At 72.5% G+C, this 13,234-nt stretch carries 9 protein-coding genes; 1 reads left to right on the top strand and 8 read right to left on the bottom strand.

All coding sequences use genetic code 11. The features are described from left to right. The 3 genes from STRTU_RS23800 to proB form a co-directional block, all read right to left on the bottom strand. Positions 1-1,269 (bottom strand): glutamate-5-semialdehyde dehydrogenase, encoded by a 1,269-nt coding sequence (locus tag STRTU_RS23800; protein WP_159745988.1) that lies wholly within the window; start codon positions 1,267-1,269, stop codon positions 1-3. A gap of 72 nt (positions 1,270-1,341) precedes the next feature. Further along, positions 1,342-1,836: a hypothetical protein gene (locus STRTU_RS23795; RefSeq protein ID WP_159745986.1), complete on the bottom strand. Its 495-nt coding sequence runs from the start codon at positions 1,834-1,836 to the stop codon at positions 1,342-1,344. Between the two features lie 238 nt (positions 1,837-2,074). After that, positions 2,075-3,193, bottom strand: a complete 1,119-nt coding sequence (gene proB / locus STRTU_RS23790; protein WP_159745984.1) for a glutamate 5-kinase — start codon at positions 3,191-3,193, stop codon at positions 2,075-2,077. A 498-nt stretch (positions 3,194-3,691) separates the two neighbouring features. On the opposite strand from proB, the gene STRTU_RS23785 reads away from it, so the two are divergent. Then, entirely contained in the window at positions 3,692-5,779 is a 2,088-nt protein-coding gene (locus STRTU_RS23785; protein WP_159745982.1) for a hypothetical protein, read from the top strand. Between the two features lie 109 nt (positions 5,780-5,888). On the opposite strand, the gene obgE is transcribed toward STRTU_RS23785, so the two are convergent. The 5 genes from obgE to STRTU_RS23760 form a co-directional block, all read right to left on the bottom strand. After that, positions 5,889-7,325 carry a GTPase ObgE gene (gene obgE / locus STRTU_RS23780; protein ID WP_159745980.1) on the bottom strand — a complete coding sequence of 479 codons (1,437 nt, stop codon included), beginning with the start codon at positions 7,323-7,325 and terminating at the stop codon, positions 5,889-5,891. Positions 7,326-7,484: 159 nt separating this feature from the next. After that, on the bottom strand, positions 7,485-7,742 hold the full coding sequence (gene rpmA, locus STRTU_RS23775; RefSeq protein ID WP_018088248.1) for a 50S ribosomal protein L27: 258 nt from the start codon (positions 7,740-7,742) through the stop codon (positions 7,485-7,487). A 14-nt stretch (positions 7,743-7,756) separates the two neighbouring features. Continuing rightward, the gene (gene rplU / locus STRTU_RS23770; RefSeq protein WP_006605648.1) at positions 7,757-8,077 is read right to left on the bottom strand and encodes a 50S ribosomal protein L21; all 321 of its coding nucleotides are present in this window, start codon (positions 8,075-8,077) and stop codon (positions 7,757-7,759) included. A 227-nt stretch (positions 8,078-8,304) separates the two neighbouring features. Next, complete coding sequence (locus STRTU_RS23765) at positions 8,305-12,186, bottom strand: Rne/Rng family ribonuclease (protein WP_159745978.1); 3,882 nt, start codon at positions 12,184-12,186, stop codon at positions 8,305-8,307. A 220-nt stretch (positions 12,187-12,406) separates the two neighbouring features. After that, the gene (locus STRTU_RS23760; RefSeq protein ID WP_159745976.1) at positions 12,407-13,207 is read right to left on the bottom strand and encodes a TIGR03936 family radical SAM-associated protein; all 801 of its coding nucleotides are present in this window, start codon (positions 13,205-13,207) and stop codon (positions 12,407-12,409) included. Positions 13,208-13,234 lie beyond the last annotated feature (27 nt).

The following is a 13,234-nucleotide window of genomic DNA, read 5'->3' as shown; positions in this document are numbered from 1 at the left end:
TCAGCGGGTGTGGCCGTCGCCCGTGACGATGTACTTCGTGGAGGTCAGTTCCGGCAGTCCCATGGGGCCGCGGGCGTGCAGCTTCTGCGTCGAGATGCCGATCTCCGCGCCGAAGCCGAATTCGCCGCCGTCGGTGAAACGGGTGGAGGCGTTGACCGCGACCGTGGTGGAGTCCACCAACTGGGTGAAGCGGCGGGCCGCGGCCTGCGAGGTGGTGACGATGGCCTCGGTGTGACCGGAGGTCCAGCGCCGGATGTGCGCCACCGCCGCGTCCAGGTCGGGCACCACGGCGGCCGCGATGTCGTACGAGAGGTACTCGGTCGCCCAGTCCTCGTCGGTGGCGGGGGCCACCAGCCCGGGGCCCGCCTGCTGCCAGGCCGCGTCGCCGTGCACGATGACACCGGCCTGGGTCAGCGCCTCCAGGGCGCGCGGCAGGAACTTCTCCGCGACCCCGGCGTGCACCAGCACCGTCTCCGCGGCGTTGCAGACGCTGGGCCGCTGCGCCTTGGAGTTGACGAGGATGTCGACGGCCATGTCGAGGTCGGCGGCCTCGTCGATGTAGACGTGGCAGTTGCCGGTGCCGGTCTCGATCACCGGGACGATGGACTCCTCGACGACCGTACGGATCAGGGACGCGCCGCCGCGCGGGATCAGCACATCGACCAGGCCGCGGGCGCGCATCAGCTCACGCACCGAGTCACGGCTCTCGCCGGGCACCAGCTGCACCGCGTCGGCGGGCAGCCCGGCGCGCTGGACGGCGTCCCGCAGCACCTCCACCAGGGCGCTGTTGGAGGCGTAGGCGGAGGACGAGCCGCGCAGCAGCACGGCGTTGCCGGACTTCAGGCACAGGGCGGCGGCGTCCACCGTCACATTGGGCCGGGCCTCGTAGATGATCCCGATCACGCCGAGCGGGACCCGGACCTGCCGCAGATCGAGGCCGTTGGGCAGGGTCGAGCCGCGCACCACCTCGCCCACCGGGTCGGGCAGCGCCACGACCTGGCGGACGTCGGCGGCGATGGCCGCGATCCGCTCGGGGGTGAGGGTGAGCCGGTCCACGACGGACTCCGCAGTGCCCGCGGTCCGCGCCTTGGCGATGTCCTGGGCGTTGGCGGTGACGATCTCGTCGGTCCGCTCCACCAGGGCGTCGGCGATGGCGAGCAGCGCTGCGTCACGGGCCGTACGCGGCAGTGGCGCCAGGACGGCGGCTGCCTCCCGCGCGCGGCGGGCGGTCTCAAGGACGGGCGAGGTGTGCGATGCGCTGCTGGTCATGGCCGCAGCCTAACGGGGCGGCCGGCCGCGGCCACGCCGTATCTCACAGCGCGGGACGCGGACGGCCGCTGGTCAGAACGGGTGGACGCCGACCGGGGAGGCCGGCGGCGGACCGTAGCCCTCCGCGATGCGCTGGTGATAGGTCTCACGGTCGATGACTTCCAGGCCGACGATCTCCCACGGCGGCAGCTTGGCCGTCGAGCGGTGCTCGCCCCACAGCCGCAGCGCGACCGCCGCGGCGTCGTGCAGGTCCCGCGCCTCCTCCCAGTAGCGGATCTCGGCGTGGTCGTTGGCGTAGCGGCTGGTCAGCAGGAACGGATGGTCGTGGGCGAGCTGCTCCAGCGCCCGCCGGACCTCCTTCAGCGGGGCCTCGGCACCGGAGACGCTGAGGGTGATGTGCCACAGCCGGGACGCCTCCTGGCGGCCGCTCTCCGGTGCGGGCCGCGCGGCCCCGTCACGCTCCGCACCAAGGTCGTCCGGCCGGCGGGTGTCCCCGCCGGTTCCGACGCTGGTCAGGGTGCGCTCCGCCGTCCCTCGGGGCGGAGCCCCTGGGCGCCCTCGTCTCACCGGCGGCCTCCTGTGATGAGAATCGCTCCGCTCTCGGGGGTGCGGAGCCGTCGTACGTCGGCGGGTGCGCGTGCGCGCTGCGGGCGCCGCTCCCCTGCGGCGTCCCGGAACAAAGTTGACCAGCCCGCGGCCCGTCGCGGGGGCGTTTTCACCAAGGTCTCAACGGAAAGGCCGGTCTTCGCTACAGGCCGGAGGGGCTGTTTTCGGCCGCCCCGGGGTGTCGTGCCGGGGCCGGCTCTCAGTCGTGCAGCAGCACCAGATCGTCGCGGTGCACGACCTCCCGCTCATAGGCGGGGCCCAGCTCACGGGCGAGATCGCGGGTCGAACGCCCCATCAATCGGGGGATTTCCCGGGCATCGAAATTGACGAGGCCACGGGCGACCGCGCGGCCCTCGCCGTCCCGCAGCTCGACCGGATCACCGGCGGAGAATTCGCCCTCCACGGCGGCGATACCGGCCGGCAGCAGCGAGGAGCGGCGCTGGACGACGGCCCGCACCGCCCCGTCGTCCAGAATGAGCGCCCCGCGCGGGGTGGAGGCGTGCGCGAGCCACAGCAGCCGGTCGGCGGAGCGGCGGCCGGTGCGCAGGAAGTGGGTGCCGGTGGAGCCGCCGGCCAGGGCGTCCGCGGCGTGCACGGCGGAGGTCAGGACGACCGGGATACCGGCCGCGGCCGCGATCCGGGCCGCCTCGACCTTGGTGACCATGCCGCCGGTGCCGACGCCGGCCTTGCCCGCGCTGCCGATGGAGATGCCCGCCAGGTCCCCGGGCCCGTGGACCTCGGCTATCCGGGAGGTGCCGGGGGTGGCCGGATCGCCGTCGTAGAGGCCGTCCACGTCCGAGAGCAGGATCAGCAGGTCGGCGCGGACGAGATGGGCGACCAGGGCCGCCAGCCGGTCGTTGTCGCCGAACCGGATCTCGTCGGTGGCGACGGTGTCGTTCTCGTTCACGATCGGTACGGCGCCCATGGCCAGCAGCTGGTCCAGGGTCCGGTAGGCGTTGCGGTAGTGGGCCCGGCGGCTGGTGTCGTCGGAGGTCAGCAGGACCTGGCCGACGCGGCGGCCGTAGCGGGCGAAGGAGGCGGTGTAACGGGCGACCAGCAGGCCCTGGCCGACGCTGGCGGCGGCCTGCTGCCGGGCCAGGTCGCGGGGCCGCTTGGCGAGCCCCAGGGGCGCCAGACCGGCCGCGATGGCACCGGAGGAGACCAGCACGATCTCCTTGTCCTGGTGCTTGGCCAGGACGTCCACCAGCGCGTCGACGCGGTCCGCGTCCAGTCCGCCCGCTGCCGTGGTCAGCGAGGACGAGCCGACCTTCACCACGATCCGGCGGGCGTCCTTCACGTCCTGCCTTGCGCCTGCCACCTGCATACCCCTGTGCTCTCCGATCCCACCGCCATACGGGGGTCACTGCCCGATCCGCACCACGGCCCTACGGGCGCAATCTACGGCAGAGCGGGCCACGGGCGCTTCGTGATAGTGCCTGGCGGACGGCCCGCGAGACCCGGCCGGCGGGTCCCGGCGCGCGGCCGACGCGGCCCCGGTGCGGCCATGGCGTGGTCCCGGCGCGGCCCCGGCGTGGTCCCGGCGCGCGGAAAAGACACGCAGAATAGGGGCCGCTTCCCGTTCGCCCGATACCCGACGGGGTTTTCCTTAAGAGAGAATCCGAGGCCAACGGGTTGCGTTCGATTGGTCCGCTTTCGCGGTGATGAGAGCCACAGCAGATTGTCACCAGGGCCAACAAGGTCATACGGTCGGGTGTCCATTGGTCCCGTATCGCCGCTCCGGCGGCGTCGCAGCGCGGGACCCGGCCGCCCCCCTCGGCCTCCCTCTGACCTTTCGTGCTGCCAGGAGCCCTCCCCCGTGCCTTCCGCCGGAATCGTCCCCCGCCGAGCCGTACAGCTCGCGGCCCTCTTCGCGATGATGGTCGCCTTCACCGCGCAGCTCCTCGGTGCGCTGCTGCCCGTCATCCCGCTGTTCATCGCCGCATCCGTGGTCAACCTGGGTCTCGACCTGGTCCTCCAGCACAAGCAGCCCGGCCTGCTCGCGGTGCTCGGCCGGATCCGGTTCGATGTCACGGTGCGCCAGTTGCTGCGCGACATGCTGATACTGGTCGGCCTGCTGCACATCGACGGCATCAACCCGCTGGAGGAGCAGGCGCCGCTGACCATCACGCTGCTCCTCTTCTACGGCACCCACTTCGTGTGCCAGGCGGTCGCGGTGCTGGTCCGCCGGACCCGCGGCCTGCCGTTCGTCACCCGCAACATCGACGCGAGCGCGCTGCGGCTGTCCGACGCCCCGCCGCGCATCCTCTCCCGCCAGACGGGCCGTCGTCTGCTGCGCTTCTCTGTGCCGACCACGACCGGCATGATGCTCACCGCGATCACCACCGACGCGTACTGGGGCGGCATCGGCCTGGCCGTCTCCCTGGCCCTGTCCGCCGGCGGCACGCTCTACCTGGGCACCTGGCTGCTGCCCAAGAAGCGGGTGGCCACCGAGAAGCAGGCCCTGGAGTGGCTGGACAACTGGCTGACGGAGTACCAGCCGACGGTCGGTATGTACTTCTCCGGCGGCTCCTCCTCCGCCTACCAGGCCAACATGTGGCTGAGCACCCTCGCCGACCTGGACGGCAACCCGATCATCGTGCTGCGTGAACGTTTCATGGTGCAGAAGATCGAGGCCACGGACGTGCCGATCGTCTGCATCCCCAAGGTCGCCAACCTGATGCGGCTGGAGCACTCCACGCTCAAGGTGCTGCTGCACCCGGCGAACTCCGGCAAGACCTCGCAGATCCTGCGCATCCCGTCCATCAAGCACGCCTTCACCAACCACGGCGAGAGCGACAAGCTGTCCTCCTGCAACCCGTACGCGAAGGCGTATGACGAGGTGTGGGTGGCGGGCCCGGCGGCCCGTGACCGCTACCAGCTCGCCGACATCGGTGTCGAGGACAAGGACGTCATCGAGGTCGGCCGCCCCCAACTGGCGCCGATCCAGCCGTACACGGGCGCCCCGGCCGGCCGGCTGACGACCGTGCTGTACGCCCCGACCTGGGAGGGCTGGGACGGCAACCCGGGCAACACCTCGGTGATCCTGGCCGGTGAGAACATCGTCCGCGAGCTGCTCGCCGACGAGAACGTGCGGCTGCTGTACAAGCCGCACCCGATGACCGGTTCCGTGGACCCGCGTGCGGGCGCCGCCAACAACCGCATCCAGGCGATGATCACGGAGGCGAACGCCCGGCGCAGCGGGGCCCGGCCCGGCCCGGAGGCCGCCGCCGAACTGGCCCGCCGTACGGACGAGTTGAACGCGCTGACCACCTCCGCTTTCCGCAAGAGCGCGGACGAGCTGGAGCGGATGCGGCTGCAGGGCACCCCGGAAGAGGGCCGCGCCGCCGCCGTCGCCGCGGCCGTCACCGCCTGGGAGGAGGCGTACTGGAACTCCTTCCCCGAGTGGGAGCACCGCATCATCACCACCGCCCGCCCCGGCATCTTCACCTGCTTCAACCAGGCCGATGTGCTGATCAGCGATGTCTCCAGCGTCGTCTCCGACTACCTGACCAGTGAGAAGCCGTACGCGGTCGCCAACACCTCGGGGATGACCGAGGACGACTTCCGGGTGAACTTCCCGACCGTGCGGGCGGCGACGATCCTGACGCCGGAGGCCGGAGAGGTGGCCGGTCTCCTCGACGCGGTCCGCAACCCGGAGAAGGACACCCTGGCCGCGGAGCGCGCCGAGCTCAAGGAGCATCTGCTGGGCCCGTCGGACCCGCCGTCGTCGGTCCGCTTCAACCAGGCCGCGCTGGCGCTGTGCACCAAGGCCGACGAGCGGCGCGTCCGGATGGAGAACCGGCTGTCCGGTATCCCCGGTCAGCGCTCGCAGGAGGACCTGGACGCCTCCGAGACGGCCGGGAAGCAGACCGACGACGTCCCGGACGCCCCGGCCGCCGTCTGAGCCCGCAGCGGGCCGTCCACGGCCCCGACCGCGGCGACACACATGGGGAAGGCCCCCGGGAGGAGAACTCCCGGGGGCCTTCCCCGTGTGTGCGTGGCCGGGCGGCCGGTCAGAAGGGCTTGAAGCCGTCGTACTCCTGGTCGGCCTCGTCCCGTGCCACGTCCCGGTCCCTGCGGCGCTGCGCGGCCGGCCGGGGCGCCTCCATACGGTGGTCCTCGCCACGCCGTCCCAGCATCTCCGCACCGGCCGCCATCATCGGCTCCCAGTCGAAGACGACCGCGTTGTCCTCGGGGCCGATGGCGATGCCGTCGCCCGCGTGCGCGCCCGCCTTGCGCAGCTCGTCCTCGACGCCGAGGCGGTTGAGGCGGTCGGCGAGGTAGCCGACGGCCTCGTCGTTGTTGAAGTCGGTCTGGCGGACCCAGCGTTCGGGCTTCTCGCCGCGCACGCGGAAGAAGTTCTCGCCCTCTTCCGTGATCGTGAAGCCGGTGTCGTCGACGGCCTTGGGCCGGATGACGATCCGGGTGGCTTCCTGTACGGGCTTGGCGGCGCGGGCCTTGGCGACCACGTCGGCGAGCGCGAAGGACAGCTCCTTCAGGCCCATATGGGCGACCGCGGAGACCTCGAACACGCGGTAGCCGCGCTCCTCCAGGTCGGGGCGGATCATCTCGGCGAGGTCCTTGCCGTCCGGGACGTCGATCTTGTTGAGGACGACCATCCGGGGCCGGTTCTCCAGGCCGCCGTACTGCTTGAGCTCCTCCTCGATGATGTCGAGGTCGGAGACCGGGTCGCGGTCGGCTTCCAGGGTCGCGGTGTCCAGGACGTGCACGAGCACCTCGCAGCGCTCGACGTGCCGCAGGAACTCCAGGCCCAGGCCCTTGCCCTGGCTCGCGCCGGGGATCAGACCGGGGACGTCCGCGATCGTGTAGACGGTCGAACCGGCCGTCACCACACCGAGGTTGGGCACCAGGGTGGTGAAGGGGTAGTCAGCGATCTTGGGCTTCGCGGCGGAGAGCACCGAGATCAGCGAGGACTTGCCGGCGCTCGGGTAGCCGACCAGCGCGACGTCCGCGACGGTCTTGAGCTCCAGCACGATGTCGCGGGTCTCACCGGGCTCGCCGAGCAGCGCGAAACCGGGGGCCTTACGGCGGGCGGAGGCCAGCGCGGCGTTGCCGAGGCCGCCGCGGCCGCCCTGTCCGGCGACGAAGGTGGTGCCCTGGCCGACGAGGTCGGCGAGCACATTGCCGGCGCGGTCCAGGACGACGGTGCCGTCGGGGACCGGCAGGACCAGGTCCTGGCCGTTCTTGCCGGAGCGGTTGTCGCCCGCGCCCGGTGCGCCGTTGGTGGCCTTGCGGTGCGGGTGGTGGTGGTATTCGAGAAGCGTGGTGACGTCCTGGTCGACGACCAGGATCACATCGCCGCCACGGCCGCCGTTGCCGCCGTCCGGGCCGCCCAGCGGTTTGAACTTCTCCCGCATCACGGAGGCCACGCCGTGGCCTCCGTTACCCGCGGCGACGTGCAGCTCGACGCGGTCCACGAAGGTGGTCATGGTGGGGGTGCCTCCAGGTAACTACGGGGGTGTCGCTGTGCTTGCGCGGATGTCTCTGTACTAACACGCAAGGGCGGACCGGCCTTCCCGCTCTCGCGGGAAAAGGCGGTCCGCCCCTGAGTGATGCTGATGCTGAGCTATCGCTCGGTCAGGCCGGAATTACTCGGCGACCGGAACGATGTTCACGACCTTGCGGCCACGGTGGGTGCCGAACTGCACCGCACCGGCAGCGAGGGCGAACAGGGTGTCGTCGCCGCCGCGGCCGACGCCCGTGCCCGGGTGGAAGTGGGTGCCACGCTGGCGGACCAGGATCTCACCGGCGAGGACGGCCTGACCGCCGAAGCGCTTCACGCCGAGCCGCTGAGCATTGGAATCGCGACCGTTCCGAGTGGACGATGCGCCCTTCTTGTGTGCCATGTCTCCTCAGTCCCTTACTTCGCCGGAGCGTCGATGCCGGTGATCTTCAGCGCCGTGTGGAGCTGGCGGTGGCCGATCCGCTTCTTGTAACCGGTCTTGTTCTTGTACTTCTGGATCCGGATCTTGTCGCCCTTGTGGTGGTCCACGACCTCGCCCTGGACCTTCACGCCGGCCAGGACCCACGGGTCGCTGGTGACCGAGTCGCCGTCCACAACCAGCAGCGTGGAGAGCTCGACGGTGTCGCCGACCTTGCTGGTGGAAATGCGGTCAACCTCGATGACGTCGCCAACAGCAACCTTCTGCTGGCGTCCGCCGGTGCGCACGATCGCGTACACGCGGAACTCTCTTTCGCTAGAAACGGATCCTCTGATGCCAGCCGCTCACACGGGCTCGGGATAGGGCCCGTGGAATCCGAGTGGACGAGCGGCCTCCCTCGGCGGACCGAGAGGTGTGTGCTCAGGGGTTTGGTGTCTTAGACACCGACGGTCAAGGTTACGGGGCCTTGACCAGGGGGTCAAACCGGCCCCGGACCGCCGTAACGGTCCGGGGCCGACGGGTCCTGCTAGTCCTCCGTCGAGGAGGACACCGACGCCACAGCGGGCTGTTCGGCGGCAGCGGTCTTCTTGGCCGCCGCCTTCTTCGTCGTCGCCTTCTTCGCGGTGGTCTTCTTCGCCGTGGCCTTCTTGGCGGTGGTCTTCTTCGCCGCCGTCTTCTTGGCCGTGGTCTTCTTCGCCGGGGCCTTCTTGGCCGCGGCCTTCTTCGTCGTCGCCTTCTTCGCGGTCTTCTTGGCCGCGGGCTCCGCCTCCGCCTCGGCACCCTCGACGGGCTCCGCGGCGGCGTCCGGCGCCGGCTCGGTGACCTGCTCCGCCGCCGGGGCGGCGATCACGACGGTCGTCGCGGAGTCGTCGGAGACCTGCGGGGCGGCCACCTTACGGGTCACCCGGCGGCGCGCACGGACCGGCGGCGCGGGCTCCGCGGCGGGCGCCTCGGCGACCGGCTCCGGAGCGGGCTCCGGCTCGGCAGCCGCCACCGGCTCGGCCGGCACGACGATCTCCGCGGCCTCCGGCGCCGCCTTGGGCGCACCCGCCGGAGCGGACACCTTCCGGCTCGCCCGGCGGCGGCCACGGCCCCGCCCGGCGGCCGCCTCGGCCTCGGCCGGGCTGCCGAACCATTCGTCGGCCTCCGCCACCGCGGGCTGCAGCTCGGCCTCCGTCACGGCGACCGGCTCCAGCTCCGGCGTGGCACCGTCCGGGGTCGGCTCGACGGCCTCGGCCTCCTGGACCTGCGGCTCGGACCGGTCGCCCTTGCCCTTCTTCTTGCGCTTGCCACCGCCGCCGCCGACCGACGTCGGCTGGTCCATGTGGACGATGACGCCACGGCCGTTGCAGTGCACACACGACTCGGAGAAGGACTCCAGCAGGCCCTGACCGACCCGCTTACGGGTCATCTGGACCAGGCCGAGCGAGGTGACCTCGGCGACCTGGTGCTTGGTGCGGTCCCGGCCCAGGCACTCCAGCAGACGCCGCAGCACCAGATCCCGGTTGGACTCCAGCACCATGTCGATGAAGTCGATCACGATGATGCCGCCGAGGTCGCGCAGCCGCAGCTGGCGCACGATCTCCTCGGCCGCCTCCAGGTTGTTCCTGGTGACCGTCTCCTCCAGGTTGCCGCCCTGGCCGGTGAACTTGCCGGTGTTGACGTCGACCACGACCATCGCCTCGGTCCGGTCGATCACCAGCGAACCGCCGCTGGGCAGCCAGACCTTGCGGTCCAGCGCCTTCATCAGCTGCTCGTCGATGCGGTACGTCGCGAAGACATCGACGTCCGAGGTCCACTTCTGGAGCCGGTCGACCAGGTCCGGGGCGACATGCGCGACATAGCCGTGGATGGTCTGCCAGGCGTCGTCACCACTGACGATGACCTTGGAGAAGTCCTCGTTGAAGATGTCGCGGACGACCCGGACGGTCATGTCCGGCTCGCCGTAGAGCAGGGTCGGCGCGTTGGAGCTGCTGCTCTTGGCCTTCTTCTGGATCTCTTCCCACTGGGCCTGCAGCCGCTGGACGTCGCGCGCCAGCTCGTCCTCGCTCGCGCCCTCCGCCGCGGTACGGACGATGACGCCCGCGTCCTCGGGGACGATCTTCTTGAGGATCTGCTTCAGCCGCGCCCGCTCGGTGTCGGGCAGCTTGCGGCTGATACCGGTCATCGAGCCCTCGGGCACGTAGACCAGGTAGCGGCCGGGGAGCGAGACCTGGCTGGTGAGCCGGGCGCCCTTGTGGCCGATCGGGTCCTTGGTGACCTGCACCAGCACGGACTGGCCGGACTTCAGCGCGGTCTCGATCCGGCGCGGGCCGTTGGCCATGCCCAGCGCCTCGAAGTTGACCTCACCGGCGTACAGGACGGCGTTGCGGCCCTTGCCGATGTCGACGAACGCGGCCTCCATCGACGGCAGGACGTTCTGCACCTTGCCGAGGTAGACATTGCCGACGTACGAGGTCGCCTGCTCCTTGTTGACGAAGTGCTCGACGAGCACATTGTCCTCAAGGACACCGATCTGGGTGCGCTCACCGCTCTGGCGGACGACCATCACCCGCTCGACGGCCTCGCGGCGGGCCAGGAACTCCGCCTCGGTGATGATCGGCACCCGGCGGCGGCCCTGCTCGCGGCCTTCCCGGCGACGCTGCTTCTTGGCCTCCAGGCGCGTCGACCCCTTGATCGACTGCACCTCGTCGGCGCTGGTGCTCTCGTCCTTCTTCCGGGGCTCCCGGACCTTGACGACCGTACGCTCCGGGTCGTCGGCGCCGGTGGCCTCGGCCTCGGCGGGCTCACCGGTACGACGACGGCGGCGGCGGCGACGGCGGCTGCTGCTGGAACCGCCCGACGCGTCCTCGGCGTCCTCCTGCGGCTCCGGCTGCCCGGCGGCCTGCTCGTCGGCCTCCTCGGCCTCCGCCTCCGGGGCCTCCCGCTCGTCGGCGGACTGCTCATCGGCGCCCTCGGCGGACTCACCGCGACGACGGCGGCGGCCGCCACGGCGGCGGCGGCGCGAGGGGCGCTCGGCGGACTCGTCCTCGCCGTGCCCGCTCTCGGCCTGCTCGGTCTCCGGCTCGGCTGCCGCGGCCTCTTCGGCCACCGGCTCCTCGGCGGGGGCGGCGGCCACCTGCTCGGGCTCGGCCGGGGCACCACGACGGCGACGGCGGCGCGAACCCGCGGCGGGCTGCTCCTCCACGGCCGGCTCGGGGGTGGGCTCCTCCTGGGCGGCCGCGGCATGGGCGGCGGCCACGCTCTCCGGCGTCTGGAACATCGGCTCGGTGAAGACCGGCGCCTGGAAGACGGCGGTCGGGGGGCGCTGCGCACGGCGGCGGCCGCGCTGCGGTGCCTCCGCGGCGGGCTCCTCCTCGGCGCGGGGCGTCTCGGCGGCGGGCTCACCACGGCGGCGCGCCCGGCGGCGGGGCGCCTCGGTGGCCGCGTCGTCGGCGGCCGGTGCCTCCGCGGGCTCCGCTGCCGCGGTCTCCTCGGCCTCCTCGGTGACCTGCGGCGCGTCCGAGGGGGCGCTGGTCTTACGGGTGGCGCGGCGACGCGACCGGGCGGGCTTGGCCTCGTCGGCGGGGGCTTCCGCGGCGGGCGCGGAGGCCGCTTCCTCGGCGGCCGGGGCGGCGGGGGTGACCGGGGCGGCGGGGGTGACCGGGGCGGCGCTCACGTCCGTCGCGGGGGCCTCGGCGGCGCTCGCCTGAGGGGCGCCGGCCGGAGCGGTGACCTTACGGGTGGCCCGGCGGCGGGCGCGGCGCGGTGCCGCGTCTGCGCTCTCCTCGGCGGCGGCCGGAGCGGTGTCCGGTGCCGCAGCGGCGGACTCGACGGGCGCGGCGGACTCGACCGGCGCGGGCGCCTCGGCGGCCACCGCTTCCGGGGCGGCCTCGGGCTGCGGGGACCCGGCCGGGGCGGTCACCTTACGGGTGGCCCGGCGGCGGGCGCGGCGCGGCGCGGCGTCCTCGTCCTGCGGCGCCACGGCGGGCTCCGCGGCAGGCACCTCGGCGGGCGTCTCGACAGCGGCGGCCGGGGCCTCCACGGTCTCTTCCTCTTCCTCAGCGGCCTCGGCCTCGGCGGCCGGTGCCGCCTCCGGCTCACCGGCACCCCGCTGCGGGGCACCGGCCGGGGAGGTGACCTTGCGGGTCGCGCGGCGGCGGGCACGGGCCGGCTTGGCCTCGTCGCCCGTGGTCACCGCGGCGGCGGTGGTCTCCTCGGCGAGGGCCGGATCGGCCGCGGGCGCGGCGGTGGTATCGGTGCTCACCACCGCGGCTTCGGCGGCGCCATCGGCCGACGGCGGACCGGCCGGCCGGGATGCCGCGCGGCGCCGGCGGCGCGGCGGCAGGGTGTCACTGGGTGAATGGTTGTCGTCAGCACCGCGATCCTGGGAATGCGTGGATCCGGTGGGCTCAATGGGCTCGAGCATGCGGGCGGTTCTCCCGTCACGCTCCCGGGCGCCGCGCCTGATTCCGGTCGCGGTCCGCGTGATGAGCGCGGTCCCGCTGTCCGGGGCGTGGGCGCCGCACGGGAGCTGTCGTCTCGCTCGTCGGCCCCCGTAGGGCGGGGACCGGCGAAAGTCTCCTGGTCAGTGCGTCTGCCGGACCGGGGTGGCTCCCTGGTTGATCGGCGACGCGACGACGGCGCTCCTACGCAGTACCTTCCCCGGCTGCCGGGGAGGCCCCACTTGTCACCTTCGCGGCACTCAGCCCGGCGGCCGTGGGTGGGGCGGCCGTGGCAGCGTCGCGGTCGGGCGCTAGCGGGTCAGTCACCGCGCCGGTCTCCTCATCGAGCAGCCCCTGCGCCAGCCTGGTCACCGCAGCGGGGACCGGCGGCGCCAGGTCGGCCGTAGCTCGGAGGCCGGACAGGACGTCGTCGGGTCGAACGGCAGGTGTCAGATGCCGAACAACCAGCCGCAGTATCGCACAGGCATTGCCGTCGGGCCTATCGCCCTCACGACCGGTGGCCTCCAGACGCGCCACCGCGGCCCGTGCGTCAAAGGTCCGCATACCGCTTTTCGTCCGGCGCTCGACCTGCACTTCTTCCGCGGCGAGGAACGCCTCGACGGCGTGCCCGGCCGCGGCCGGCTCGACCCCGTCGAGCCGGATCTCCCACACCGATGCCTCCAGCCGGTCGGCCAGGCCACTGGTGCGGGACTCGACCGCGTCGATTACATCGAGCCCGTCCGGCAGCGACTCGTTGAGGAGTTCGCGCAGCTTGTCCGGATCGCGGTGCTCGGCGAGCTGGATCTCCAGATATTCGGCCTCGCTGCCCGTACCCGTCGGGGCGGCGTTGGCGTACGACACCTTGGGGTGCGGGGTGAAGCCCGCCGAATAGGCCATGGGAACCTCGGCGCGGCGCAGCGCCCGCTCGAAAGCGCGCTGGAAGTCGCGGTGGCTGGTGAACCGGAGGCGGCCGCGCTTGGTGTAGCGCAGTCGGATGCGCTGCACCGCCGGTGCGGGCGGCGGGCCTTCGGG

Source organism: Streptomyces tubercidicus, from assembly GCF_027497495.1.
Lineage (GTDB): Bacteria > Actinomycetota > Actinomycetes > Streptomycetales > Streptomycetaceae > Streptomyces > Streptomyces tubercidicus.
Note: the sequence above shows the minus strand (reverse complement) of the source record. Positions and strands in the feature narration are given on the sequence as shown.

Excerpts from the sequence above, each read along its gene's own strand:
- STRTU_RS23800 (WP_159745988.1), bottom strand. The coding sequence starts at position 1,269 with ATGACCAGCAGCGCATCGCACACCTCGCCCGTCCTTGAGACCGCCCGC.
- obgE (WP_159745980.1), bottom strand. The coding sequence starts at position 7,325 with ATGACCACCTTCGTGGACCGCGTCGAGCTGCACGTCGCCGCGGGTAAC.
- rpmA (WP_018088248.1), bottom strand. The coding sequence starts at position 7,742 with ATGGCACACAAGAAGGGCGCATCGTCCACTCGGAACGGTCGCGATTCC.
- STRTU_RS23765 (WP_159745978.1), bottom strand. The coding sequence starts at position 12,186 with ATGCTCGAGCCCATTGAGCCCACCGGATCCACGCATTCCCAGGATCGC.